General features: G+C 48.4%; 25 protein-coding genes. 3 read left to right on the top strand and 22 right to left on the bottom strand.

The genetic code is table 11. The annotated features are described in order from the left end of the window. Positions 1 to 33: 33 nt before the first annotated feature. The 4 genes from MHM94_RS02790 to ahpC all read right to left on the bottom strand — a co-directional run bounded on the left by MHM94_RS02790 (position 34) and on the right by ahpC (position 3533). A complete protein-coding gene (locus tag MHM94_RS02790; protein WP_045978977.1) occupies positions 34 to 501 on the bottom strand; it encodes a nuclear transport factor 2 family protein in 468 nt (155 codons plus the stop codon). A 155-nt stretch (positions 502 to 656) separates the two neighbouring features. Continuing rightward, the gene (locus MHM94_RS02785; protein ID WP_130145786.1) at positions 657 to 1001 is read right to left on the bottom strand and encodes a 5-carboxymethyl-2-hydroxymuconate Delta-isomerase; all 345 of its coding nucleotides are present in this window, start codon (positions 999 to 1001) and stop codon (positions 657 to 659) included. Between the two features lie 322 nt (positions 1002 to 1323). Then, positions 1324 to 2892 carry an alkyl hydroperoxide reductase subunit F gene (gene ahpF / locus MHM94_RS02780; protein ID WP_235418732.1) on the bottom strand — a complete coding sequence of 523 codons (1569 nt, stop codon included), beginning with the start codon at positions 2890 to 2892 and terminating at the stop codon, positions 1324 to 1326. A 71-nt stretch (positions 2893 to 2963) separates the two neighbouring features. Beyond that, the gene (ahpC, locus tag MHM94_RS02775) at positions 2964 to 3533 is read right to left on the bottom strand and encodes an alkyl hydroperoxide reductase subunit C (RefSeq protein ID WP_045978974.1); all 570 of its coding nucleotides are present in this window, start codon (positions 3531 to 3533) and stop codon (positions 2964 to 2966) included. Positions 3534 to 3789: 256 nt separating this feature from the next. Here ahpC and MHM94_RS02770 point away from each other — a divergent pair, with 256 nt between their 5' ends. Genes MHM94_RS02770 through MHM94_RS02760 form a run of 3 tightly spaced genes read left to right on the top strand, consistent with a single transcriptional unit; the run spans position 3790 to position 5436 of the window. After that, positions 3790 to 4209 carry a DUF3429 domain-containing protein gene (locus MHM94_RS02770; protein ID WP_045979059.1) on the top strand — a complete coding sequence of 140 codons (420 nt, stop codon included), beginning with the start codon at positions 3790 to 3792 and terminating at the stop codon, positions 4207 to 4209. A 55-nt stretch (positions 4210 to 4264) separates the two neighbouring features. After that, on the top strand, positions 4265 to 4630 hold the full coding sequence (locus tag MHM94_RS02765) for a hypothetical protein (protein WP_026111246.1): 366 nt from the start codon (positions 4265 to 4267) through the stop codon (positions 4628 to 4630). A 2-nt stretch (positions 4631 to 4632) separates the two neighbouring features. Further along, positions 4633 to 5436 carry a Rossmann-like fold-containing protein gene (locus MHM94_RS02760; protein WP_235418731.1) on the top strand — a complete coding sequence of 268 codons (804 nt, stop codon included), beginning with the start codon at positions 4633 to 4635 and terminating at the stop codon, positions 5434 to 5436. On the opposite strand, the gene MHM94_RS02755 is transcribed toward MHM94_RS02760, so the two are convergent. The 18 genes from MHM94_RS02755 to wecC all read right to left on the bottom strand — a co-directional run bounded on the left by MHM94_RS02755 (position 5372) and on the right by wecC (position 25124). Further along, positions 5372 to 6130, bottom strand: a complete 759-nt coding sequence (locus MHM94_RS02755; RefSeq protein WP_235418730.1) for a hypothetical protein — start codon at positions 6128 to 6130, stop codon at positions 5372 to 5374. The genes MHM94_RS02760 and MHM94_RS02755 overlap by 65 nt on opposite strands. After that, complete coding sequence (locus tag MHM94_RS02750; protein ID WP_235418729.1) at positions 6103 to 6825, bottom strand: CpsB/CapC family capsule biosynthesis tyrosine phosphatase; 723 nt, start codon at positions 6823 to 6825, stop codon at positions 6103 to 6105. The genes MHM94_RS02755 and MHM94_RS02750 overlap by 28 nt, the downstream gene beginning before the upstream one ends. A gap of 8 nt (positions 6826 to 6833) precedes the next feature. After that, on the bottom strand, positions 6834 to 9047 hold the full coding sequence (locus MHM94_RS02745) for a polysaccharide biosynthesis tyrosine autokinase (RefSeq protein ID WP_235418728.1): 2214 nt from the start codon (positions 9045 to 9047) through the stop codon (positions 6834 to 6836). Positions 9048 to 9061: 14 nt separating this feature from the next. Next, on the bottom strand, positions 9062 to 9577 hold the full coding sequence (locus MHM94_RS02740; RefSeq protein WP_022945851.1) for a polysaccharide biosynthesis/export family protein: 516 nt from the start codon (positions 9575 to 9577) through the stop codon (positions 9062 to 9064). Then, complete coding sequence (locus MHM94_RS02735) at positions 9577 to 10773, bottom strand: outer membrane beta-barrel protein (protein WP_040643255.1); 1197 nt, start codon at positions 10771 to 10773, stop codon at positions 9577 to 9579. The genes MHM94_RS02740 and MHM94_RS02735 overlap by 1 nt, the downstream gene beginning before the upstream one ends. A gap of 16 nt (positions 10774 to 10789) precedes the next feature. Beyond that, positions 10790 to 12190, bottom strand: coding sequence for an undecaprenyl-phosphate glucose phosphotransferase (locus tag MHM94_RS02730; RefSeq protein ID WP_026111244.1), 1401 nt, complete (start codon positions 12188 to 12190; stop codon positions 10790 to 10792). A gap of 137 nt (positions 12191 to 12327) precedes the next feature. After that, entirely contained in the window at positions 12328 to 13062 is a 735-nt protein-coding gene (locus tag MHM94_RS02725; RefSeq protein WP_235418727.1) for a WecB/TagA/CpsF family glycosyltransferase, read from the bottom strand. 9 nt (positions 13063 to 13071) lie between these two features. Continuing rightward, on the bottom strand, positions 13072 to 14094 hold the full coding sequence (locus tag MHM94_RS02720) for an acyltransferase (RefSeq protein ID WP_235418726.1): 1023 nt from the start codon (positions 14092 to 14094) through the stop codon (positions 13072 to 13074). After that, entirely contained in the window at positions 14091 to 15299 is a 1209-nt protein-coding gene (locus MHM94_RS02715) for an aspartate-semialdehyde dehydrogenase (protein WP_151174022.1), read from the bottom strand. Before MHM94_RS02715 ends, MHM94_RS02720 begins: the two co-directional genes overlap by 4 nt. Beyond that, on the bottom strand, positions 15289 to 16368 hold the full coding sequence (locus MHM94_RS02710; RefSeq protein ID WP_235418725.1) for a glycosyltransferase family 4 protein: 1080 nt from the start codon (positions 16366 to 16368) through the stop codon (positions 15289 to 15291). Before MHM94_RS02710 ends, MHM94_RS02715 begins: the two co-directional genes overlap by 11 nt. A 2-nt stretch (positions 16369 to 16370) precedes the next feature. Beyond that, the gene (locus MHM94_RS02705) at positions 16371 to 17696 is read right to left on the bottom strand and encodes a phenylacetate--CoA ligase family protein (RefSeq protein ID WP_235418724.1); all 1326 of its coding nucleotides are present in this window, start codon (positions 17694 to 17696) and stop codon (positions 16371 to 16373) included. Then, positions 17697 to 18704, bottom strand: a complete 1008-nt coding sequence (locus tag MHM94_RS02700; protein ID WP_235418723.1) for a hypothetical protein — start codon at positions 18702 to 18704, stop codon at positions 17697 to 17699. Then, complete coding sequence (locus MHM94_RS02695) at positions 18704 to 19546, bottom strand: AAC(3) family N-acetyltransferase (protein ID WP_235418722.1); 843 nt, start codon at positions 19544 to 19546, stop codon at positions 18704 to 18706. Before MHM94_RS02695 ends, MHM94_RS02700 begins: the two co-directional genes overlap by 1 nt. Continuing rightward, a complete protein-coding gene (locus MHM94_RS02690) occupies positions 19530 to 20777 on the bottom strand; it encodes a VpsF family polysaccharide biosynthesis protein (protein ID WP_235418721.1) in 1248 nt (415 codons plus the stop codon). The genes MHM94_RS02695 and MHM94_RS02690 overlap by 17 nt, the downstream gene beginning before the upstream one ends. Next, on the bottom strand, positions 20770 to 22188 hold the full coding sequence (locus MHM94_RS18500) for a lipopolysaccharide biosynthesis protein (RefSeq protein WP_235418720.1): 1419 nt from the start codon (positions 22186 to 22188) through the stop codon (positions 20770 to 20772). Before MHM94_RS18500 ends, MHM94_RS02690 begins: the two co-directional genes overlap by 8 nt. After that, on the bottom strand, positions 22181 to 23329 hold the full coding sequence (locus MHM94_RS02680; protein WP_235418719.1) for a VpsD family glycosyltransferase: 1149 nt from the start codon (positions 23327 to 23329) through the stop codon (positions 22181 to 22183). The genes MHM94_RS18500 and MHM94_RS02680 overlap by 8 nt, the downstream gene beginning before the upstream one ends. Next, positions 23326 to 23871, bottom strand: a complete 546-nt coding sequence (locus tag MHM94_RS02675) for a serine acetyltransferase (protein ID WP_268837887.1) — start codon at positions 23869 to 23871, stop codon at positions 23326 to 23328. The genes MHM94_RS02680 and MHM94_RS02675 overlap by 4 nt, the downstream gene beginning before the upstream one ends. Further along, positions 23871 to 25124 carry a UDP-N-acetyl-D-mannosamine dehydrogenase gene (wecC, locus tag MHM94_RS02670; RefSeq protein WP_022945837.1) on the bottom strand — a complete coding sequence of 418 codons (1254 nt, stop codon included), beginning with the start codon at positions 25122 to 25124 and terminating at the stop codon, positions 23871 to 23873. The genes MHM94_RS02675 and wecC overlap by 1 nt, the downstream gene beginning before the upstream one ends. Between the last annotated feature and the right edge of the window lie 6 nt (positions 25125 to 25130).

Below are 25130 nucleotides of genomic sequence, written 5' to 3'. Positions count from 1 at the left end.
CTTAAGGCCTCGCACCCTACTCAATGGGCAAAGTTACTCATGGTATTTTCTTATTACCGCAATTTTGCCGTCTTCAATTTCCAATACTTCCATCATGACTTGGCTATATTCTATCGGTTGATTATTTTCAGGGTGGGTGCCCTTAGCGTAGTTTTTATATCTTATAGCCACTGCTGAGTGGTTAAATGTAAATACATCCAATAGCTCTGCATTGTATTCGCTGTGGGCGCCAAGATAAAAAGTCATCCCTTTTCTCATTGCCTCTTTGCCATTTGGTAAGCGCGAATCATCTGTCACCCAAGGTAAGTGCGAATGCCCAACATCCTCTGTAAGTAAATTAAGATGGGTCTCCAGCTCTTTTTTTGTTGCTCCTGGGCTTTGCGTGGCAACCATGGTATCGAAATACTTTTGAGCAAGTTCATTTAGATCAATTTTTGTCTCTTTGGCGGATAACGATGCTGAAACCAAAATTGATACTGCAAAGAATAGGTATTTTTTCATTGAAAACTCCGTTTTCGGTTAATTCATATAACATGTTTATAAAGACCCAGTCGCGTTCCTCGAAGCCAGTAATGCGATTGAATTCAAGCGACTCATTGGCAAATTTGTCCAAAGCGAGCACTGAATGTCACCATAGGTTTGGGTAATGTGACGAGTTACACCATTGTACGATTACAGTAAGTGGCCATTTCAAAGTCACTGATATTCATGGCGATATTCGGAACATTCGGAAATAAAGTTACCAGCTTTGATACCATTTGCTGCGATAGCATCGCCTTTTGCTCAGTCGTCCTGCCTTGCATGATGGAGGCGAAAACATGAATGAAGGGCTCTCGCTTATTACCTACAGAGTATTTTTCGAAAGAATTTATTCTGACTTTGATATCACGTTCATCAAACAAATTGGTAGCACAAGCTTGCAAAAAAAGTTGTTCAATAATAAAGGCTTCATCATGAGAGACGAAGATGTCCTGTGAGCAATCCATTACAAAATGTGGCATTAATCCTCCGCCGACGGTCTGACTAACAGGTATTGTCCCTGCTTTACACGCTAGCATACCTTGTAAAATTGAAATTCGCTAATGAAGGTAACGCAATGAAAAATAAACTGAAAAATGACAGCTAACAACACCGGTAGCGCGGCATAAGTATAAGTGGGCGGCATTCAAATAAAACCACTTAATCGGTAGGGGGACATGCACAATCAGCTTTACCGCTTGCAGTGGCAGCTGCTTTCAATTTCACAGCACAGGAAAAAAGCCGCTCATTGAGCGGCTTGGGGACTACACATCTGGAGATTTCAGGGTGTGTGCAGTATCTACTTTAAGCGGCATCACTTTGCGCTTGGTCGTCGCTGTGACGAATTAAGTAATCAAAGGCGCCAAGACTGGCACTGGCTCCTGCGCCCATGGCAATAATGATTTGCTTAAAAGGCGTGGTGGTGGCGTCCCCAGCGGCAAAGACCCCAGGCAGGTTAGTCGCGCCTTTATCATCAATCGTTATTTCACCAAAAGAGCTTAAATCCAGACCACTGTCTTTCAGCCACTCGGTATTAGGCACTAAGCCGATTTGTACGAATACGCCGGCTAAGGCTACATGCTGCGATTGTTGTGTTTCGCGGTCGGTGTAATTAAGACCGGTTACCTTATTGCCATCGCCAACAATTTCGGTGGTCGCCGCATTGGTAATGATAGTGACATTAGTAAGGCTCTGCGCCTTTTTAACCAGCACGTCGTCAGCACGTAAGGTATCGGCAAATTCCAGCACCGTCACATGTTCAACAATGTTAGCTAAATCGATCGCTGCTTCAATGCCTGAATTACCGCCACCAATCACCGCTACCGACTTACCTTTAAAGAGTGGACCATCACAGTGCGGGCAATAAGCAACCCCGTGGCCTCGGTATTCACGCTCACCTGGCACATTCATTTCCCGCCAGCGTGCCCCCGTGGCGAGGATCAGAGATTTGCTTTGCAGTGTGGCACCATTATCCAAGGTGATGGCGCGGTTATCGCTGTCTAAGCGCGCGGCGCGCTGATTATCGATGACATCGACATTGTATTCTTTCACATGCTCTTCTAGCTGAGCTACCAGTTTCGGGCCCTCTGTGGCTTTGACCGAGATAAAGTTTTCAATGGCCATGGTATCGGCTACTTGGCCACCAAAGCGCTCAGCGACAATACCGGTGCGCAGCCCTTTTCGCGCCGCATAGATAGCAGCCGATGCACCCGCAGGACCACCGCCGACTACCAATACGTCATAAGGGTCTTTTTCATTCAATAGTTCGGCTTGGCGCGCCGCAGCTCCCTCATCGACTTTGTTAAGAATGTCATTGAGGCTGATAGCGCCTTGGCTAAATAGCTCGCCATTCAAGTACACCGTAGGCACCGCCATGATGTTGCGCTGCTCTACTTCCTCTTGGAACAAGGCACCGTCTATCATGGTCACATTCACCTGAGAGTTCAAAGCCGCCATGGTATTGAGCGCTTGCACGACGGCTGGGCAGGTTTGGCAGCTCAGGGAGATGTAAATTTCAAAATTAAGGGTTTTATCTAAGGCCTGGATTTGCGTGCGTTGCGCCTCATCGGCCTTGGTTGCCACACCGCCGCTGTGCAGTACAGCGAGCACTAATGAAGTAAACTCATGACCCATCGGGACCCCAGCGAATGTAATCGAGGTGCCTTGCTCGCCGAGTACTTGCATCGCAGGGCGTCGCGCTGCTTGGTGGTCTTGCCGTATACTAATGCGCGGGCTCAACTCGGCCAAATCGTTGGCCAAGGTGTCTAATTCTTTACTTTTATTGCTTTCATCGAGGGCTAGAACCAGCTCTATATTGCCCGTCAATGCACTAAAATGGCTTGATAATTGATTCTTAATGGTACTGTCTAACATGGTTAGCCTCTTCAAGCGTTAGAAAAATAAGGCGGTGTTGCCACCGCCCGAGTGTTGCGATTTAGGCGTTATTAGATTTTGCCGACAAGGTCTAGCGAAGGTGCAAGCGTTTCTTCACCTGGCTGCCAAGAGGCTGGGCATACTTCACCATCGTGAGTAGCGATGTACTGCGCCGCTTGTACTTTACGTACTAACTCTTTAGCGCTGCGACCAATGCCTAGGTCGTGCGTTTCAACCACTTTAATTTCGCCTTCAGGGTTGATAACGAAAGTACCGCGTAGCGCTAGGCCATCTTCTTCAATCATCACACCAAAGTTGCGAGTGATTTTGCCAGTTGGGTCGCCAATCATTGGGAACTCAATTTTATTAATGGTTTCAGAAGAATCGTGCCACGCTTTGTGGGTGAAGTGAGTGTCCGTAGACACTGAATAAACTTCAACACCCATTTCTTGCAATTGAGCGTAGTAGTCAGCCAAGTCACCTAGCTCCGTAGGACATACGAAAGTAAAGTCCGCTGGGTAGAAAAACACGATTGACCATTTGCCTAATAGGTCTTGCTCGCTTAGCTCAACGAAGTCACCTTGGTGATAAGCCGTTGCGTTAAAAGGTTGGATTTTAGTGTTGATCAATGAGTTGCTCATAAATTACCTCATGTTGTCTGTCATCAGTTTTAAATAATTAGCGGCGTGTGCCGCTGCGTTGATGAATAAGATAGAGGTTGTGCTTTAACAAATAAAACAGATTGATTCGATTATAACCATCGATAAATATGATTGACGCTTAGACTTACTGCGATTTCTCAGACCGTTAATGGCTTTTTCGCCTGAACTCATTGAACTCTTTAACCTGCGCCACGTACAATTAAGAAAAGCATCCGCGCTGAGGTCTACTTTGTCTATTGCCCGTTATATCAATCATATCCAATTAGGTTACTTAGGATTACTGCCGTTTTTAGCCTTGGTTGGATGGAGCATGCTCAGTGGTCGCACTGAGTACGCTGGCACCATGTTCATTTATTATGGCATCGCGATTATGAGCTTCCTTGCCGGTCAGTTATGGCGCCCCGGTGAGCAAAGCTATGGGCGCGCCATTGCTGCTGTTATTCCCACCATCCCGCTGCCGCTGTTGGCGCTGGGCAATGAGCTGTTCACATTAGCGTGGTTAAGCGCCAGTTTTTGGTTGGTGCTGGCCATTGAAGTAAAACAGCCGCAATGGGCAGAGCACCACAAGGACTATCGCAAGATGCGCTTTGTGCTTACCTCAGTGGTATTTGTGTGTCACTTGCTGATGATTGCCGCCATGCTCGACAGACCTTAGACAGCTTCACAGCAATACAGTACACTGCGCGCTCTGATTTTTCGGTGAGATGGCCATGATTGACGATTTACGCAGTGCCCTTGAGCAGTTGGGCGAACAGTTCAGCGAAAAAAACGCCGCATTCAAGGTAAAGGTGGTGCCGTTTTTTTGCTCGGTACGCATTAAAAAAGACCATAAACACGAAGGCACCCTGCACTTTTATGCTAACCAATTTATAGATGCGTGGTTGGTGTGTTTGTTTATTTTATTCGGGGCATTAATTTATCAGCCTGAGCTTGGTCTTACCCACGGCCCTATCCACTTTGCCATTGCCGCTTTTGTGGCCCTGCGTTTAATTATCCGCCAGGTGGCTATTGAATCACTGAAAGCTCGGCTCTATTTGTTGCAACCCCGCTCCAATGCCCCGCAGAGTCACGAGTAACGATGTACTTAAGTGCTCAGTGGCGTATTTTAACGGTCGGCGACGGCGATTTAACCTTTACCCGGGCGCTTAAACGACGCTTTGCAGACGCCCATATCGTCGGTTCGGTGTATGACTCAAAAGCGGTACTGCGAGAGAAGTATTCCAGTCACGGCATTGATGAGTTACGCCAAGCCCAGGTACCGCTGTATTTCAGCTTTGATGTGACCAACCAGGCCTGCTGGCAACGCCTTAGCACGGGCTTTGATGTCATCATTTTTCAGTTTCCATTGCTCAGCCAACTAGGCTCTAAAAGCGCCTTTGCTGCAGCGCAGCAACAAGGTGGCCTCAACACCTTGAATCGCGCCCTGTTACACCAATTTTTACGCTATGGTAGCGCCTATGGCCTAGCTAAACACGGCGCCGGGCTGTGCTATATCACCTCAAAAGACGTCAAACCTTACAGTCATTGGAGTCTTGACCACGCCCTGTGTGCTGGTCTTGATATACAGTATGTCGGTGAGCAGTCCTTTAATATTGATGATTTCCCCGGTTACCGTATCCGTAACGTGGACCGCAATAAACATGTCAAAGACACCAAAGGAGTCACCTACAGCTACGCGCTGAACCCCAAAAACCTTGACTTTCCCTATCACCGCCCGCGTTATTTAGATGATGCCAACTATTGCCCACTGTGCCATGCTGGGCCTTTTTGCAATGAAAAAGACCAGGCACAACACTTCGAGAGTCGCCAACACCAGCTTATGCTGGGTTATCAGCAACACTGGCAAAATTGGCTTGCGCACGCTTACAAAGGTTATTCATGACTTGATGCTGCTGTTGCAGTTTCGCCACTTCATGACATAACAAGGTTTTGCGCATTCGCAGTTGGGCTCGTTCCCACAATAGCCAGGCACCATCCCGTTGCACTAATGCTCGTTGCAGCTGAGTACGCAGTGCTTGGCGCTGCTCGGCGTTGAGTTCAGCGTAATATAAAAGGTAAAACTCAACACTGGTGATATTAACCTCTTTTATAAAGGGCCCATATTGTTGCGCCTGTTTTAAATACTGCCACACCGAATCGTTGATTCCATCCAGAGAATAGCTTACTTTTGCCAACTCCAGCCAAGTATACGGCCAGCTCGGTCGCAAGCTCAGAGAGTGCAGTAATTGTTCTTTGGCTGTTCGCAGTTCAACGCCATCGGCATAGCCATGCGCAAAGCCATACAATGATAGCTGCGCCTGAATCGTGTGGTATTGTGCATGGTTAGGAACGAGCTCAGCAGCGCGTTGCAGACGCATGTGGGCGCGCATGTAATGGGTCGAGCCGACGGCTGGCTCCAACTCATCTTGTTGCACCTGCAAGTGCGACAGTAATGTTTTACCTTGTAAATAGGCTAGATTGCCCTGCAAGGCAGCAATGGAGCCCGCTGCCAAGCCAATACTGATCAGCATAAGCACGGAGGCTGCCAAGTGTCGAGGTGTTAACCGAGCTAAAATAGACCTTGGCATAGACGCCATGGGTTCTCCTTGGTGTAGCGTTGGGCCAGCTCCTTGCCGACCAGTTGCTCAGAGCGCTCACGGGCCTGCGCTAGGCGAAAAGGTCGACGTTCGCAACTGTGGGCATCACTGGCTATCAGGTCAACGTCACCCTGCTCTAGCCACTGCACTGCGAGTTTTTCACTGTCATCACCAAAATCCCCTAGCAAACTCCCTGCCGTCACTTGAATTAAGCACCCCAAGCGCTTAAATCGTGCCAGCAAATGTGGCTTCGCCTTAATTTCTCTATTGCGCTCAGGGTGCGGCAGCACCACTGTTAAGCCTTGGCGATTTAACCAAGTGATCAGCTTGTCAGCACCGAGAGGTACATGCGAGTGCGGCAATTCTAAGAGTATTGCGCGCTCTGGGCCTTGACCATGAAATAGCGCAATGAGGTCCCTGGCAAGGGCTGCCATAATTTGCGAGTCAATGCGCACTTCACTGGCAAAAGCAACGTGAATATCGAGCTGTTGCTCACGTATAGCTTGTTGCAACCGCGCAAAACTTTGCGCGATTACGGGTTGGGTGTTGTCAAAGCGACCAAAGTGCAGATGCGGTGTGACAACCACATGGGAGATCCCTTGCGCCTTAGCTTGTTCGAGCATGGCGATACTGTGTTGCCACTGCTGCGGTCCATCATCTATCCCAGCCAACACATGGTTGTGAATATCAATCATAGCAAGCCTTAAGTTGGTGCATTTGCTTGGGTATATCCATGGCTATCGTAGTAGCCATAATGGGCATTATGGCCCTGCTTTTGTTTGCCATTAACTTGGTTTAGCAGCACCCCACAAACGTTTGCTTTAGCATCAATTAAGCGGTGTAGCCCGGCCTTCACTAACCCCTGACGTGTCGATCCTGATTTAACGACATAGATCACTGAATCACTGTGCTGGGAAACAACAAGCGCGTCACTCACCGCCTCTAAAGGTGCCGTATCAAGCACGATATAATCGTATTGCTGGCGCAAGTGTGCCAACAGGGCCTTAAAGTTTTCGCTACTGAGTAGCTCTAACGGGTTAGATGGGATTTGCCCTGCACACAACACGTGAATGTTTGACTGTTCATCAACGTGAATACACTCCTCAAGCTGCTGAGTGTTCGCAAGGACATTCGCCAGCCCTGGCTGGTAAGCCGGAAGAGAGAAGCGCCCAGCCAGCGAAGGACGACGCATATCAGCATCAATTAATAATACTTTTTCCATTTGCCCGAGCGAGAAAGCAAGGTTGATGGACGTGGTTGATTTCCCTTCACCCGGCACCGATGAAGTCACTTCAATCACTTGATTGTCACGGTCCATCTGACTGAGTACCAGCGACGTTCTAAAAGTGCGCACCGCCTCCGCAAAAGCCAACTTACCTTTATCAAAGAAGGTGTGCGTTGGCAGCGGCTTACGTTTTGATGAGGGTAAACTCGGCAACACTCCTAGCAGTCGCTGACCGAGCTTATTTTCTACTTCTTCAGCGTTGTTCAGCGTGTCGTTTAGCGCGTCGGTTAGAAACGCCAGCACGATACCGAAACCTAAGGTCGCAACGAAGGCCAATACGACGATTAACTTACGGTTCGGCTTCGCTGGATTCGTCGGCTGGTAGGCATAATCGGTAAACCGCGCGATTGGCGAATTGAAATCACTGGTGACTTCGGTCTCTTTGGAGCGCGATAAAAAGGTATCATAGATATTGCGGTTGGTTTCCACTTCGCGTTTGAGCTGGTGATACTCAGTTTCTTTACGCGTTAGCATTTGAAAACGCTGACGCAATCGCTCCACATCTTGCTGTAACGCTGACACCGTACTATTGGCGGTGCGCATCTCTTTTTCTAAGCCCATCACCAAAGAGCGAATTTGTGCCGATAAGTTTTCCTGCACAGTAGCAAGCTCCGCTCGCGCGGCAATCATTTTAGGGTGTTTAGGGCCATATACTTGTCGTAGTTCACTCACTTTGCGCTGCGCGGTCACAACCTCGCGCTTCACGTCTTGAATCACTTTGTGAGTGGTGATTTCGTTGATCGATTCCAACCTGGCAATGTCATCACGACCATACTCATCCACCACGCGCATAATCGCGTTAAGCTCGCTTTGGTTACGCTTCGCTTCCACCAATTGTTGCGCGGTTTGCTCTAATTCACGACGCACTAACCCTACAACGCCCTCAATATCAACTAAATCCTCACGCTCTCGGTAGCTTTGCAGCTTCTGTTCCGACTTATCCAAGCGCTCTCGCAGGATACTTAGGCGGTCGTTTAACCACCCCGAAGCCTGTTTAGCAATGCCCATTTTCGCTTGCATCGCATGAGTAATGTACGCTTCACCAACGGCATTGGCGACATCAGCAGCCAGCGCCGGATCGCTTGACTCATAGGCGATAACCACCAACTGGGTTTTACGGATCGGATGAATACTCAGCCGCCGCGAAAACGCGGTGATAATTTTCTGCATTCGTTTTTCGTAAGCTTGCTGCGCATCGGCGGTGCTTGGCAATGTCTGTGGCTTTTGTGGAATATATTGCTTCACCCATTGCTTAATATCATTCATAACCCAACTGAGCATACTAGGCTTGGGTTGAAAATCTCGATGCTCAAGCAGGTTCAATTGCTCTATCACATCTCTGGCAATGGCTCTGGAGCGCAGAATCTCATATTGGGTTTGATAGTACTCTTTTTTTGAGGCATCTAAACCATAGACCTCTTCAAAACTGACCGCTTTACGCTGCTGCGCCTCAATAAGCAAGGTGGCGCTAGCACGGTATGAAGGAGTCAATTGCAGTGCCCACACCATAGCTAGGGTGGTAACTAAAATCGCCAAGAGCGCAATGCGCCACTTAAACTTGTTAATGACTTTTAAGTAATAGCCCAGAGTCACAACCTCAGCGGCGCCTGTATTGCGTGTTGCTGTTTTCATTCTCTACCCTGAAATTAGAAGAACCGTTGCTCTATTTTTATGGTGTCACCGGCGGCGACCTGAGATTGCAAAGACGCTTTACTGCGCTTTGCCTGTTGCTGCTGTTCACTGAGCAAAAAGATTTTGTCTGTGGAGGCTCGCTCAGTGAGGCCACCGGCCAAGGCGATAGCTTGATCCACCGTCAGTCCTGGTTGATAGGGGTAGGCACCAGGCTCTTCAACTTCGCCATGAATATAGAAAGGTCGGTAGCTGACCACTTGGGCGTAGACATTGGGCTCAACGAGGTAGTCGCCTTTTAGGCCACTGTAGATCAGCTGCTCCACTTCTTTTACTGTGAGTCCTGTCAAGGTAAGCTCACCCAAAAAGGGGTAGCTGACTACGCCACTTTTGCCTAATAAAGCATCTATATTAAGATCCGGCTGACCAAACACTCTAATTTGCACTTGATCGCCCGGCCCGAGCTTATAATCGCTGTTGGCAACCGCCCATTGACTACATAGTGCCAGCAGCACTGCAGCTAGCCACCGCATTAACGACTCCCCATCAACGCAAACTGTACAGTCAAACCAATGCGATTGCGGTCAAAGGCTAAATCGTCGCGAGTAGAGTTGTCATTGCGCAGTTCGTAATAACTTGATAGCACCACGCTTGGGCTCAACGCGTAATCCATCGCCAAAGTGAGCCCGCGTAGCGAGTCTTGACGGCTTACACCGACAAACTCATCATCGGTGTACGAATACGCCACCTTCGTTTGCAGGTTTTCACGCCATTGGTGCACCCACTGCGCCTCGTAGAACGTCTCACGAACATAATCGCCTTCAACTAAAGGGTCGCGAGCACTGCGTGAAGTGGTAAATCGGAAGTGGCTATAAGTCAGCGGCTGCCACTTAATCTTGGCCTGCCAACTGACCCCTGAAAAGTTCTCACGAGCAGCATTAGCAAAGTCCTTTTTTTGATAACCGACTTTGATCTCACCTTCTGTTAGCGCCGTTGCTTCCCAGCTGTACCCAGCATAAGCCTGATAATCATCGGAATCGCGAGTGACACCATTGATGTCAACAACATCGTAGCGATAGTTGTTTTGATGTACGGAGACGAACACGTCTGAGCGTGATTGTGAATTAAAGTAAAGTGTGGCGCCGAAATTTGCTTTGTCGTAATCACGATACTGCGTAATGGTCTCAAAACGCGTGTAGTTTTTGTTGTAATAACCCGCATCAAACTTAACACGGTACATCGCTGTTTGTGCGCCAAACTCATAGTCGGCGTGGTAATCCTGCTGCTCGTAAGTGAGCGGCTCAGCAAAGGCATTAGGTTGTCCCTCAGACAGGCCTTCACCACGGCGCTCAACATTCCAATCGGCGTCAACACGCACATTGAAGCGATGACGTCGTGACGGTTCAAAGTGAGACAAGTAACCAATATGACCATCGGTATAATTGTCTGCACTACTTTGAATATAGGCCGCTGAGCTCAACCGTGTGGTAAGCTGATGACGGTTAATGCCGTCATCATACGCCATCTCTAACTCTGGCGTGGCAGTGTAAATCATACTGCTTTGTTCATTGTTGGCCGTACTGAAAATATTATCATCGTACATCGCGCCTACACTGAGCTTGGGCGTTAATTCAAGGCCATTTTGGGTGATATAGCTGCCTGGCTTTGGCATCGCTGCATGGGCTGTTGTCGCACTCAATAACGCTGCTGCCAGCATCGACTTTCTCATTCTCCACTCCCTGATATTAATACGCATTTTTCCCAACGAAGCCTTTGAAAATAGTCATAAATATAATTTTTATATCAAACCACAAAGACCAACTTTTAATGTATTGGAGATCGAACTCCACCCGCTTTTCCATTTTCTCTAAGGTGTCTGTCTCACCGCGCCAGCCATTAATTTGTGCCCAACCTGTGATCCCTGGCTTAACCTTGTGACGGATCATATAAAACTCGACTTTCTTACGATATTCCTCGTTATGTGCCACAGCATGCGGGCGAGGGCCGACAATGGACATATCACCGAATAAAACATTAAAAAACTGCGGTAATTCGTCCAAACTGGTGCGCCTCAAAAACCCACCGATGGGGGTAATGCGTGCGTCGTTTTTCGTCGCTTGACGCACCACAGCATCGTTTTCCATTACTTTCATTGAACGGAACTTCCAAACCCGAATACGCTCGCCGCCGAGTCCATACCGGTCTTGTACAAACAACACTGGCCCCGCAGAGGTTAATTTAATTGCAATTGCTATAGCGATAAGCAGTGGTGAGATGAGCAATAGGATTAACGCCGCGACGACGATATCTTCAGAGCGTTTGATAAATTCTCGCGCACCTAAGTAAGGCGACTCAAACACGCTTAGGGTATCAAACCCACCGACGTGGTCGATGCGCGCATGAATCAAGTTCGAGAGTAAAAAGTCAGGGACAAAGTGGACGTCAACAGTGGTATCCCCAAGTTGACGCAAGATATCGGCAATACGCTTGTCGGCTTTCATCGGCAGAGCAATGAACAGCACATCGACTTCACCGCGACGAGCAGCGTTGACGGCCTCACAAATTGCTCCTTGAACATGGAAATGCAACTGCTCGAATACTCTATCTGGTTGGCGGTCTTCAAAAAAGCCCACAAAATCAAAACCCAGCTCATCATGCTGACTTATTTCCCTAAATAAATTGGCCCCTGACTCGGTCGCGCCAATAATAGCGACTCGTTTTAAGCTAAAACCAAGCTTTCGTTTATTGACTTTATATAAACGAATAAACAACCGCCAACTAAACAGAAATATAAATGAACTAAGAAACCAAATAAACAAAGTTAAACGTGACAAATTCTCACTAAACTTAAAACCAAAAGCAAAGATGAATAATGCACCACTTGCAATAACTAAAGAGAGCCAAGACCAGCTCACCATATGCTGAAACTTACCTGCTCGCCAACTGCGATAGACGTTAAAAACTTCCGCAGTGTAGAGGTAACAAATCATCAAGATAAGAAATGCTACTAGGTAATGCTGATCCAGCTCTACGCCACGTATAGCAGCGGCTATAAAGAGCCCGGCAGTGATCGAAAACAAATCCATCAAGCGGTAGAAAACACCGCTGGAGGTTGGGTTATTTTTAAATGTTTTATCGCTGGTCATGGGTGCTCCAAGCTTAAATTCAGCCATCCTAGTAACAGGTGAAATTATAATCCACAATCCCACCAAGTAAAATAGATTTAACTAACTTATCTATAATAAACATTTAACCATGAACAACGGGTTAACTATAAGCGCTGTCATCTATTTGTCATGCGCTCTTTCATTAACAAATAAGCGAAGCGGCTATTCGTAACAAGGTAGCGTTTCCACATTCGTCCGGGTTCTTGCAAAACGCGATATAGCCATTCCAACCCCGCATTTTGCATCCACTTTGGCGCCCGCTTTACTTTACCGGCAACAACGTCAAAAGTGCCGCCAACGCCCATAACGAAGTTGACCCCGAGCTGGTCTTGCCAGCGGTTGATAAAGTTCTCTTTTTTCGGCGAGGTGATGGCCACAAAAAGTAGCTGTGCACCGGATGCCTTGATTTTCTCAACCACGGCCTGCTCATCATCCCAAAAATAGCCATGGTGATACCCCGCTACATTTAATTGCGGATTTTGCTTTTGCACCACCTCAGCTGTACGAGCCACCACTTCGGGTTTAGCGCCAAGTAAAAACACACTGAATTGTTGCTCGGCGCTCATTGCCAGTAGCTCATGGAACAGGTCAACGCCAGCGACGCGCTCTGGTATGTCATGACCACAGGCTCTTGCTCCCCAGACCACACCCATGCCATCAATATTGATGATGTCACAAGCTTTAACTGAGTCAGCGAGTTCAGCATCACGTTGCATATTGACCAATTTGGCGACATTAACCACCACGTGCTGAAGAAAGTGCCCGCCCTTAATATGATCGCGGATCACCGTTACCGTCTCCGTCATTGTGGCGCTATCCATAGGGACATTTAAAAATTGAATTCTTTTCATGATTTCTCCTTAATATCCGGCAATATAGCGACTATATCGCTTGCCGATAAGCCGTTGGCCAATAGTGAGCGCAGCGCACGCAAGCGCAAGACACAGCGCCATTGCGACCACGGAGCTAAGTACATAGCTAATGTGTGCCAAGGGTTTGGTAAGTAGATACAACTCGTAGGTAAACAAGCCGTGAATAAAGAAGATGCCAAAGCTCATCATCGCCAATTGTGACAGCGGCTTGAGTAAACTGGGGTGTCGTTGCAACCACTGCTCTACGCGTAAATCGCTTAATAACAATAACAACACGCAACTGAGCATCGCTTTTTGCACAAACAGCCAATCAACAGCATACAACCCTAAGCGTGGATGATGGGCATTGCCAAACTGCTGTAAATGCAAGCTTTGATATAGCCATACGCCAATAGCAGCCACAGCTAAGCTGACTATCAATGCTGTCGATACTGGTCGACAGCGCTGCAGCTTTTCACAGCTCAAACCCAGTAAAAAAGCAGGTAAGAAATAGAGTAAATTATGTGCGAGATGGGTCAGCTCTTGCGGACGCCCAATACGCATGGAGAGGTAGCACAAGGGGATTAGCACTAGGGCTTGCAACCACAGCGGCTGAGCATGATACAGTTTGAGCATTGGTGTAAGCGAGAACATCACCATAATAAAGGGCACATACCAAAGCGGGAATAACGCTCCCCCTAAGCCTACCTCTATAAGCTGATAATCTTGGCAGTACAAACCTAAGGTGCATTTAGAATACGCTTTGGTAAGCGCCAATAAAGAGATGCACACAAAAGGTGGAATCAACAGCGCCTCTTTCTTGCGCATAAAATCAGTCCAGCGCTGCTTCGGCCAGCTGATATGCGCTGCTAAAAAAGCAGACAAAGCAACAAAGAATACCGATGAGTTAGCGACCAAATTTTTATATAGATAGTCAACAGCAGTTTTGTCGTCGCCCATCAATGAGGTGTGCTGCGCGACGACTAAAATAATCGCCAGTGAGCGCATTGCGTCAATCCCAGCAAGCCTCACGCTGCCTCCTGCTCAACGCGGGTACGCTGCTGCACAAGCGCCAATTCACTAAAGCTGTAATACACCCAGGCCTGGGTCCAACGCATATAATTGACTTTATTGGTGTAGCGTTTGCCTTTTTGATACACAAAACGGCCACTGCGCTGCTCGTAGAGCAACTCCACGCTGCGAGTGAGTATTTTACCCGCCAATGCCAGTTGCTCGGCATTGGGGTTAACCTTTAGCAAAGTTAATAGCGCCTGGCAGACGCTGTGCATATCCAGTGGGTAGGGATTATCGTGATAGTACTTCGCCGTGCCTTGGCTATCAAACAAGTGCTCAGTATAAAACTGCAAACCACGTTCTATTGCCGCGTCAAACTCTGTCGTTTGCAATTGCGAACGCACAATATCCAACGCCTCGAGGTTATACCCGGTGTGAAAGCCGTCAATGAACTGATGATGATGACGTGTTCCATAGACCCACGCGCCCTGCTCATTTTGTGCCTGTACTGATTGTCGCGCAACCTGCAAGGCTAAGTCGCCGTATAAGCTGTCATCATAGTACGCAGCGTAGGTCGCCACCCAAGCCGCTGCCCACAAACTGGCATTGTGTACGAATGCCGACTCACCTGGAATATAGGCAAAATAGCATTGCTCTCGCCCCTGTTCGTCCGTGGTCTGCGTATATAAATGGTCTACCATAAAGTGGGCGCTTTGCATTGCACACTGTGTGTACTTATCTTGCTTCGTCACTTGCCCAAAAGCATGTAAAGCTTTGGCAACATACAGGGTGGTGATCACATTGGGCTTGCCTTTGGGCACATAAAACGCCCGGGCATTCCAGTCAAAGTGATAGCCCCAGCAAGGCGCTCCCCACTGCTGCTCATCGCATTTCTGCGTAAGTAACCAGTCGGCTAAACGTTGTGCTTCATGCACGTACTTTTGCTCACCACTGCGCTGATAATCATTCACCAAGCCTAAGATAAATAATGCCACGCCTTTGGGGTTGCGTTTCTTGGGCACCAAGCATAAGGGCCTGAAGTTGATGGGCGAGCGTTTGAACAGCTGCGTCCATGCCAGCCCAAATACGCCCTTGCGCAACATAGGGGCAACAGAAAATAGTCGACTGTTCAGGCCATCAAAAGGGTCATAGCCGGCATAATCATCCGCTTGCGCTAAATTTAAAGTTTGCTGAGCCAGTGTGTTAGCAGTTTCAGTGTTCATCGTGTAGCTCCCGGTACAGGGCGTCTAACTGCGGGATCACCGCTTGCTTGGAAAAGTTGTCTTCAAAGCGTTGTTTCGCATTAGCAGCTAATCGCGCGTTAAGGCCACGATCGCCAATGGCATTGATGAGCAACTGGGCCAACGCTTTAACGTCACCGGCAGGACACATCAATCCGCTATGTTGATGTTGCAAGGCGTCAGGTATGCCTCCGGCATTGGAGGCGACCACGGCTTTTTGCGCAGACATGGCCTCGAGCACCCCCATAGGGAAGCCTTCGTTGTAGCTAGGCAGGCAATAAATATCCGCTCGCGCAAGATAGTCGAGCTTTTGCTCACCACTGATCCACCCTAAAAAGCTAACACCCTGCTCTAACCCTAATTCAGCAACCTGAGCTTTAAAGGTGGCCATATCACCATCGCCACCGAGTGCTAAGCGTGCGTTAGGACACTGTTTTTTTACCTCAGCAAATGCCGCAATTAAATCTCCAACCCCTTTGCGTTGGCCTAGACGGCCCAAAAATAGAATCAATCCAGGCTCGGTGCGCTCAGTCCCTAATTGCAAAGAGTCCACGGCGTTGTATATCACTTGTACTTTACTGGGGTCATTAACTAAGCTCTCAACCCAGCTTTGCCACTGTGTGGAGAGCACAATCACCTTATCGGCGAGCTCGTAGGTATGACGAATATGGGCTTGTTTTTGGGCGTCACATTCGTTTTCGAAGAAGTCACGAAATTCGGCGCCATGCAAATGCAACACAACCTTCACTCGAAAGCGTTTTAGCAATCTAATAAGCAGCGATTTGCGTTGATAACTGCCCCGCGATGCCATATGAATATGCGCCACCGCCACACGGGAGCTCAATAGAGTCCACGCTGTTTGGATATAGGCGAAGAGAAAAGTAAACAGCCGTTTTAGGCCCAACTTTGACGTGTCACGCTGATGGGTGGCGATATGCTTTACATGCCAGCGGGAGAAAAACCCCGAAGATTCCAACGTATGCAAGACCGTAGCTATACCGCCTTGGCCGCCTCGCGCGGTGGCTAACGTAATGTTTTTGTACTGTTTCATCTTCATTCCTCAATGCTACAAAGCGCTTGGCGTACCTTGCCCGATGCGGTTTTTTCTAGTTGCGATACCGGTGTTACTTTCACCTGCATGCTTTGACCCAAGCGCTCCTTGGTATTGCTTATTAATTGCTGGCGCTGGTGCTCATCAAAGCGCCTATCATCTATTTGCACTCTAACCTCAACCGCGCCTAGGCGATGTTGCACAAACTGACACCCTAGTAAGCCGTCAACTCCTTTAGGAATATGGTTAAGCACGTAGACCTTCTGCCCTTGTTCGGCCACCAAGTAATCCCCTTGGCGGCCCTCAATGGCGCTAATAACAGGATAATGACGACCGCAGGGACAGCTTTGTTCATCGCTCAGCTGGACAAAATCGCCCGTGCGATAGCGAATGAGTGGAAATAAAGAGTTGTTAAGGTTACTTCCGATCAGTTCATAACGATTACCATCGATATGGTGCAGCTCAACTTCAGCGTAATCGTTGAGAAGGTGGTAGTTACCATGCTCACAATTGGCGATCGCTGCAACACGCTCAAATAGACCATACCAATCAAATACTTTGCACTTAAAGCGTGACTCAATCAGGGCTCTGTCTTCGGCGCTTAAAGATTCTGATGAGGTGATGACTGACTTTAATGGCGCGGGGTAATAGGTATCACAACTTTGTAAATATTTTGCCAAGCTGACAATCGACGACGGGTAGGCTTGGATAACATCGACACCAAACTCCACCATAGCGTCGATGTAACTCGCCATATTAGCTGTGGTTAAATGAAAGGAAGACAGCATGATCATATCTTCAAACCACGAATAACGCCAAAACGGCGCCTTTCGTTGCTCACCTGGGACGATCATATCTCCGCGAAGCCACGCTCGCTTATCTCCTTTTTGATATCCCGCCCACTGTCGGTGGCGATTAGTAAAAGCTCGCTCACGCATGACCGATTCTTTCGATTGGTAAATCACTAAAGGACTGCCTGTGGTGCCACTGGTTGCCCCTTTGATCTTGACCCCTTGATGTTCGGAGTCTAGAAAATCACGATGCTGAGCTTTGACAGTGGCTTTATCAATCACACTGTATTGCCCTAAATCAGTGCCTTTATCGCGATAAAAAGGGACTCGGCGAGCCGCGTGTGTAAGCATCTTTTTAAGCCGCGCTTGGCGATAGGCATCGCATTTGTGCACATCGTATTGCAACTGTTCAAGCTGCGCTGTTAGCGAGCGAGTGTGTCGGTTATCCCGTAGCTTCTGACGCAAACCACCATAGACCGAGGCCAACACATTTTGCAGCCAAATCGGACTGCGCTTGTACATACGAGACGTATACATTTACACCGTCTCCCGCGCATCTGAGAGAGTGATAAATTGACCCTGACGCTGTGCTCGTTTTAGCGTGTATGCAAAAGGAGAAAACCATGAATAGTCTTTGGCATGTCCAATAAGTACGGTGGTAGACAAGCACTTTTGCTGCGCCAAAGCTAAAAATCGCTGTACTTGTGCTCGGCTACTTAGACACACATCGAAGTTACTGTTTGTCAATTTGTGTGGCTGCAAAGGGGCAGCTGGCTTAACGCTACGCTGATAACCAATGCGCTTTAATTTTTTATTAAATAACCGCGTGTATAAACGCGCCAGAGAGATTTTTTCTGGTAACGAGCTGCGCAGCGTAAGCAGCGGGTACTCGATGACTTGTGTAGGCTCATCACTGCCGGGCATGGGCTGAGGCAAGAATGAGTCACAGTCGGTGTAGTCGTATTGACACAAGGCCTTATTGGCATAAAAGCCCGGGCACAAAGATGATTCAGTATCAAAGCCTGCAGCGCTTAGTGCTTTCACACTCTGCGGATTAAAGCCGATATTGTAGCCACCTGCACGAAAAGCATGACAACGATATTCGCTGTTGAGGGGCTGAATTAATGCTTCCAGAAAAGCTTTACCGGCGAGCAATAAATCAAGCTGACCTGGGGTGCCATCAGCACTGGTTCGATAAGGCAAGGCAGAAAATCGCCACCAGTCAAAGTTGAGCTGCCATTGTCCTTGACGGTACTGTGCTTGATACCATTGAGGGTGCAGGTGTAATTGTAAGTCGTGACCTAGAGACACCATACGCTCGAGCTGGGCTTTAATATGCTTGGCATCGTCGATAAAAAGAGGGTTGCCGCTGTCGGCTTCTTTAAAAATCGCTTCGAGCTCAAGATATTCGATGAAAAAAGTAGCGCGTATTCCCAAACGTTGCATGGTTTCGAGCATTTTGTCTGTGGGCGCGACCAAGTGCTTAAACACATCGCCCTTGCCACTGCCAAACAACTCATAATCAAACGTCAAAATGTACTTCATTAGCTCTTCTTCCTTGAGATATTTTGCGCGAATAGCTGCTGGCATTGCGGCAACAGTTTAGAGTTGTCGATAGCATAACAAGGCGAAACTAAACGCTGACTTAAGGTAACCAATTGGGGACAATGCAAATCAAAAAATGTGCTCGACTCCATCAGCGGCTCGCGAATGTCATGTACAAAAGTGGTTACGCGATGTTGTTTGCCTTCATGAATCACCGTTGCTGCAAAGGACTTGTCGCCATAGAGATACCCTAGGTCTTGCTCGTACAGGTCTTCAGCGCAGTGCACCATCGAACAATTACGTACGCCCAAACCGATGGACTTGGAGTGCTCCAATTGTGCCAGCAAGTAATAGGGGCTGTGCGCGTCATAAGGCGTCTGGCTACGCTGGTGATGAGCGGTAATTAATCGGCTGTGTTGGCCCCAAGCGGCAACAGCTTTGATAGGGTGGATACTGATGTGACTGTGCTCATCATCAGCTAGAGTTTGCGCCAATACCCCGGTGCCACAACACACATGTGCGCTATCAAAAATACGCCCAGCCTTTAGCCAATCTTGCGACAACCCTGGCGGGTAAAATGGCATGGCCAAGGTCCCTGTAGGGCCGACAATTTGCTTTAGTAGCTCGAGCAATTGCTGGGGAGTAAAATCAGCATGCAAAAACCCAAAACCACAGTGCACTAACAATGCATCCCCTTGCGCTATCTGCAAATCATCGAGCAACACCGCTCGCATCTGCGCCAGCGCGGTTTTAGGTTGCGCGTTTAAAGCCTGACGTTGGCGACGGTACTTTATTTGCCGTAAATGGGCATAAATAGACGATGACTTAAGTCGCGCAAGCATGGCTAGCTCCTTGGGCCCGAATCGATTGTTGGGCTTTTTGTTGAAGTTTTAAAGCACAGAACAAGGCACAGTAAAGTAGTAACAATACCGGTGTTTTTGTTGTTAATGAGTTATTGGTTACCCCCACAATCATAAACACACCAATCGCGGTACGGCTGACTAAGTTCCCGTGATAAAAGAAATAACCTAGGGGCAAGAAAGCGGCGATAAAAAGCGGCACAGCACCAATCAAGCCAAAATTAAAAATCCATCCTACGAGGTAGTTTTCAATAACCGAGATATCAATATAAAACTCGATAGCAGCCATCAAACTCGCTGAGGCGCCGAACACCCACTCTTTTGGGCTTAACTGCTCAAGTAGATAAAACACATCTAAACGCGCTGTAGCACTGTGATCGATATACATTTTCGAAGCGATACGTTCCGTGATCCCCGACTCAATAAGCACCACAATAAAAGCAATAAAGGCGAAATAGCCGAGCATCATAAGTACCGCTAGGTACCGCCTGTCAACGGCCACACCACGGGTTAAAAATCGCCACAATGCGGGCACGGCACACACTAAGGCGCCAAGGCAAAAGAGTGCTAACGCTGCCCGCCCACCAAAAGCAAACAGCGCCAAAATCACTAGGCCGATATAAGCAAAAGCCGGGAGTCGAGTGTAGGAGCAGAGCAACAAGGCTAAAGCCACGGTGATCAGGGCATTGTTCAGGGGGTGTGTCATCAATGCGGTTGAGCGAAAAAAAGCAAAGGAGTCAAACTCAACGCTTACAATACGAGTATTTAATACATACTCCCCCACGGCAAGTAAGGAATTAAACAGCAACAAGTAAGCAAGTAGCACCAAAATACGCTGCAACTGCGAGTGTGATAGTTGCGCGAGTAGCACTAACAACAACAATGGCGCTAAAAAGGTATTAACCATATAGGCCATGCCTGACGTGCCTTGTGTGGCTAGGCCATAGACGATAACAGCGCTTAGAGCGATAAATGACCACCACCAAATAGACGCTAACTGACCTAATTCAGCAACACTTGCTGCCATGCCTCTGCTCAACACCAATAACCCAAATAACGCCTGTAAAATGTATGCATAAAGGTGTATTTTAACCACCGGCGAGCCGCCTTCTGATACGTAGGCGATACCGAGGTTTTCAAGCAGGTAGCCACCGAGTACCACTGCACTGAATAAGGCTAATTGTAGGTATTTTGCTAATTTAATCTCAGACACTGCGCCGCCTCCAGTTGAGGCTCTGGCTACGTATAGCGAAGGTATTGAGTAACCAGTGCATCAGCGCATAGGTCGTGATCCCTACCAGTACACCAATAACAAGCTGCTGCCAAGGCGCAAGTGATACAAGGTTTTTCAACAATGTATAAAGCACTGCGCCCATCACCATTGTCGCCAGTAACGTTTTATAAAGCTGTGCTGGCCAGGTAAAGTGGTAACGGTAATAACGCCCAGTTATCAACGACAGCAACGCCGCGACACACATAGCAATAAGCAACGCCAATGCAGCACCTAAAGCACCTAGCTTGGGTACCCATGTAAACGCTAAAGCGAGCTGCAAGGCAAAGCCCACAGCAGTGATCAGCGGTAGCCATTGAGTACGCAACCTAAACTGTAAGCCATGGTCTAAATAGTGGCCGCGTAGATTCAAAATAAAGGTGGCGGCGGCAATAGCATAAAATACGCGTAAATCTAGCTGCTGATAGCGCTCACCTAAAAACACAGTGATCAGCGGCTGTGCCAGTAAACACAGCCCGGTCAGCGCCGGTATCGCTAACGCACATAAATACCCACCATATCGGCTATGAGCCTGACGCAATTGCTGCGGTTTGTCGGTGAGTTTGGTCAGCTCTGGATACAACGGCAAAGCCACGACCATAAACACCAGTGCCATTAAGCCCACTAACAAGTTCGCTATGCCGGCGTAGAGCCCAGCTTGCTCTAACGAGGTAAGCTGGGCAATGACGATACGGTCACTGCGTGTCGCCAATACTCCGAGGGCACCAGTAAACATAAAAGGTAAACCATAGTGTAGAAACTCTCGGCGCAGCACCGGTGTGCCCTTATGTCCCTGAGGGTTTCTACGCAAAGTAAATAACAAGGCGATGGCGTTACTCGCTACCAAAGCAATTAAGGCGCTATGCAGGGCACCATCAAGCCACAGGCAACCTAAGGTAAGCACCACGGATAACACCGCTTGGGTCAAGGTTGCATAACGATAACGATTAACTTGCTCACACACTCGAGCGCGCTCAAGGTAGTAGGTGTATGTTCCTTTGGCAACGAACAGCAGAGCAACCCAAAGCATATTGCTCCATGAGAACAGCGAAAACACCCACAAGCATAAGGCTACAACCAGTACTGCTACCGCTGCAAATAACCATAACAACGAGCTACTGAGGTACAAAAGCTGCTCACGCTCTGGACTTTGTGCACTGGGGTAAAAGCGTAACAGTGCAGTATTAATCCACTGCGCAAACATAGAGCGTGTGCTTTCCATGATCACCAGCAGTACTGCCAAAAGACCGTATTCGCTTACCGCGAGAAAGCGAGTTTGTATGGCTATAAGCGCAAACACACTCAATGCTGAAAATATCTGTACTGGGGCGTAGCTGAGTAACTTATTAAACACCCGTTAGCTCCTTGTACAACTGCTGATACTGGGCATTGACTCGTTGCGCCGAAAAAGCGTCGGCGATGAGCTGAGGCTCAGCACTGCCCCTGCCCTCGAGCACCTGACTAACTCTTTGCACCGCAGCGTCGATATCATTGCTATCGATAAAGGCACCACCCGCACTGATGAATAACTGTGGCTGCTCAGCCAATACACCCACGCGCGTCGAGACCACGTTAAGACCAGCAGCGACCATTTCCAAGGGGGCTAAGCCAAAAGTTTCCTCTTGTGAACAAAACAAGCCCACATGTGCTTTGCCATAATGCTGCGCCACTTCAGACATTGACAAGGCACCGGTAAATTTCACGTTAGTCGAGATCCCAAGCCGCTCGATTTGAGCGTCTAACTCCGCTTTATAGTCATGATCACGTACCGGGCCGATAATGCACAAATTCACCTCACGGCTTTGATTTAGCTTCGCCACAATATCTATAGCGACATGAATGCCTTTTTTCCGGTGGATCATTGCACAGGTCACTAAGGTGGGGGTGTTAAACTTCTCTACCGACGCTGTATTTACGGCAAAAAAAGTGGGATTAATGGGGTTTGCAACGACCTCTGCATTTATTCCTGTTTGCTGGGCAATACACTCTCGCAGCTGCTCGCCTACACAGGTAACTTTATTCGCCCTATGGCGTGACAAGCTCGGCAGAATACGCTCATAGAGCAAGTCATTGAGCATCGACACTGACTTACGCCCTAACTTTCCAAACGAATGCACTGTCACCATTTTCGCAATGTGTTTGGGCACGCCAAGCAACAGCGACCAATAGTGACTGTGCACCACATCCGCACGGTGCGCCCGGCAAAACTTGCGCACTTGCCAGCACTGATAAATCACGCCAGGCACTGGCACTCCCGCGATCTTGCCCTTGCTAGGTACAAAGGTCACATGCACTTGTTCGCTTAAGCGATAACGCGTGAAATACTCTGCTGAAGACTGACCAACTTTCAACGCGAGCACTTCGTACTGACACCCGGGCGTTGGCATCGCTATGAGCGCTTGCAATAACTGCTGGCACACACTATCGACGCCCCCAGCGTTATCGCTGCCCCATTCAATGGTGCTTAACGGTGCAACAATCACTACTTGGGTCATGAATTAACCTGCACTGGATTTGCAATATAGGTTGCCTCACCATGTTCGCGTACCACTTTAGCCGGGTTCCCGACCACGGTGGCATGCGCAGGTACATCCTTGATCACCACAGCTCCCGCGCCTACCTGAGCACCATCGCCAATGTGTACGTGTTCAACCACACTGGTGTGTGGTCCAATGTATACATTGTCACCAATATGCGCTGCGTGACCATGGTTTGAACCAATCACGGTATAAGGGCTTAAATTACAGTTAGCGCCAATTTTAGCGCTGGCATTAACAATAATGCCGGTGCCATGACCTAAGTACAGCCCAGGCCCGACCTGCACTTCCTTGGGCAACTGAATCTGATACCGTACTGATAAATGTTTATGTATCAACCGCGCAAAGCCGCGCACCAGGGTGCTGCGAGCACGACACAAGCGAAACCAAAACACATAGTTGAACGAGGGGTTCACTAATAAATGCTTGATCAATAACACCCTAGAAACCCGCCCGGTTTGCCGATATAAATCGGCCTTAATGAGCTGCTTAGGTGTCATCACGCCAACACACCTCGGGTATCAATCACCACTTTACGGGCAAATTCGGTTTTGTCGGCATTTTTAAATTGCTTATGATCAACCAGTACAACAACGATATTTGCAAGCTCTAGCGCCTGCTCCAAGGAGGTTAGTTCAACCCCTTGGGCACCAAGGTGACTAGGAAGCTCATCGATGTTCGGTTCAACAGCCAATACGGCGCCGATTTGTTGTTGCGCTAAGTCACTGACAATGTCTAAAGCGGGGCTTTCACGTAAATCGTCTATATCAGCCTTAAATGACAGACCAAGGCAAGCAATAACCGGGCGCTTAAACTCATCCGCCGCTTGCTTTATTTGCTCAACCACATAGCTTGGCTTGCCGTCATTGACCAAGCGCGCTTGTTTAATCAGCTTTGCCTGCTCGGGGGCACTGCTAACAATAAACCAAGGGTCGACTGCGATGCAGTGACCCCCCACCCCTGGACCGGGATTAAGGATATTGACGCGGGGGTGGCGATTGGCCAAACGAATAAGTTCCCACACGTTGATTTTTAGCTTGTCACAGATCAACGATAATTCGTTGGCAAAGGCGATATTCACATCACGGAAAGAGTTTTCGGTTAACTTAGCCATTTCTGCGGTGCGTGCATTAGTGATAATACACTCGCCGCGAACAAAGTTTTCATACAGCTCTACCGCACGTTTTGAGCATGCCTGCGACATACCACCAATGACGCGGTCATTGGAAACTAGCTCCTGTAGTACATAGCCAGGTAGTACACGCTCTGGACAATGGGCGATTTTAATATCTGCGTTGTCACCCACTTGCTGTGGAAAGCTCAAATCTGGACGCGCTTCGCTTAACCAAGCAGCGAGTTGTTCGGTGGCCCCAACCGGGGAGGTCGATTCAAGAACCACTAGATTGCCTTTTTCCAACACCGGCGCAATCGCTTTGGCCGCACTTTGGATATAACTTAAATCGGCCTCCACTGGTCCACTGTCATTGTCTTTAAAGGGAGTGGGCACCGCGACCATAAACGCATCCGCTCGCTGAGCTTCGGTCGTCGCACGCAGATTACCGGTGGCAACCACACCGCGTACCACAATGTCTAAATCAGGCTCAACGATGTGGATTTTTCCTTCATTGATGGTATCCACTGCTTGCTGATTGACATCAACGCCAATGACATTAATGCCACGCGAGGCGACAACGGCGGCGGTAGGCAGGCCGATATAGCCCAAACCGATAACTGAAACTGTTTCAAAATTCATAGTAAC

The organism is Pseudoalteromonas sp. CNAT2-18.1, from assembly GCF_022347865.1.
In the GTDB taxonomy this organism is placed as follows: domain Bacteria; phylum Pseudomonadota; class Gammaproteobacteria; order Enterobacterales; family Alteromonadaceae; genus Pseudoalteromonas; species Pseudoalteromonas ruthenica.
This window is presented reverse-complemented; position numbering and strand designations above follow the sequence as displayed.

Excerpts from the sequence above, each read along its gene's own strand:
- MHM94_RS02790 (WP_045978977.1), bottom strand. The coding sequence starts at position 501 with ATGAAAAAATACCTATTCTTTGCAGTATCAATTTTGGTTTCAGCATCG.
- MHM94_RS02785 (WP_130145786.1), bottom strand. The coding sequence starts at position 1,001 with ATGCCACATTTTGTAATGGATTGCTCACAGGACATCTTCGTCTCTCAT.
- ahpF (WP_235418732.1), bottom strand. The coding sequence starts at position 2,892 with ATGTTAGACAGTACCATTAAGAATCAATTATCAAGCCATTTTAGTGCA.
- ahpC (WP_045978974.1), bottom strand. The coding sequence starts at position 3,533 with ATGAGCAACTCATTGATCAACACTAAAATCCAACCTTTTAACGCAACG.
- MHM94_RS02765 (WP_026111246.1), top strand. The coding sequence starts at position 4,265 with ATGATTGACGATTTACGCAGTGCCCTTGAGCAGTTGGGCGAACAGTTC.
- MHM94_RS02760 (WP_235418731.1), top strand. The coding sequence starts at position 4,633 with ATGTACTTAAGTGCTCAGTGGCGTATTTTAACGGTCGGCGACGGCGAT.
- MHM94_RS02755 (WP_235418730.1), bottom strand. The coding sequence starts at position 6,130 with ATGGCGTCTATGCCAAGGTCTATTTTAGCTCGGTTAACACCTCGACAC.
- MHM94_RS02750 (WP_235418729.1), bottom strand. The coding sequence starts at position 6,825 with ATGATTGATATTCACAACCATGTGTTGGCTGGGATAGATGATGGACCG.
- MHM94_RS02745 (WP_235418728.1), bottom strand. The coding sequence starts at position 9,047 with ATGAAAACAGCAACACGCAATACAGGCGCCGCTGAGGTTGTGACTCTG.
- MHM94_RS02740 (WP_022945851.1), bottom strand. The coding sequence starts at position 9,577 with ATGCGGTGGCTAGCTGCAGTGCTGCTGGCACTATGTAGTCAATGGGCG.
- MHM94_RS02735 (WP_040643255.1), bottom strand. The coding sequence starts at position 10,773 with ATGAGAAAGTCGATGCTGGCAGCAGCGTTATTGAGTGCGACAACAGCC.
- MHM94_RS02730 (WP_026111244.1), bottom strand. The coding sequence starts at position 12,190 with ATGACCAGCGATAAAACATTTAAAAATAACCCAACCTCCAGCGGTGTT.
- MHM94_RS02725 (WP_235418727.1), bottom strand. The coding sequence starts at position 13,062 with ATGAAAAGAATTCAATTTTTAAATGTCCCTATGGATAGCGCCACAATG.
- MHM94_RS02715 (WP_151174022.1), bottom strand. The coding sequence starts at position 15,299 with ATGAACACTGAAACTGCTAACACACTGGCTCAGCAAACTTTAAATTTA.
- MHM94_RS02710 (WP_235418725.1), bottom strand. The coding sequence starts at position 16,368 with ATGAAACAGTACAAAAACATTACGTTAGCCACCGCGCGAGGCGGCCAA.
- MHM94_RS02705 (WP_235418724.1), bottom strand. The coding sequence starts at position 17,696 with ATGTATACGTCTCGTATGTACAAGCGCAGTCCGATTTGGCTGCAAAAT.
- MHM94_RS02700 (WP_235418723.1), bottom strand. The coding sequence starts at position 18,704 with ATGAAGTACATTTTGACGTTTGATTATGAGTTGTTTGGCAGTGGCAAG.
- MHM94_RS02695 (WP_235418722.1), bottom strand. The coding sequence starts at position 19,546 with ATGCTTGCGCGACTTAAGTCATCGTCTATTTATGCCCATTTACGGCAA.
- MHM94_RS02680 (WP_235418719.1), bottom strand. The coding sequence starts at position 23,329 with ATGACCCAAGTAGTGATTGTTGCACCGTTAAGCACCATTGAATGGGGC.
- MHM94_RS02675 (WP_268837887.1), bottom strand. The coding sequence starts at position 23,871 with ATGACACCTAAGCAGCTCATTAAGGCCGATTTATATCGGCAAACCGGG.
- wecC (WP_022945837.1), bottom strand. The coding sequence starts at position 25,124 with ATGAATTTTGAAACAGTTTCAGTTATCGGTTTGGGCTATATCGGCCTG.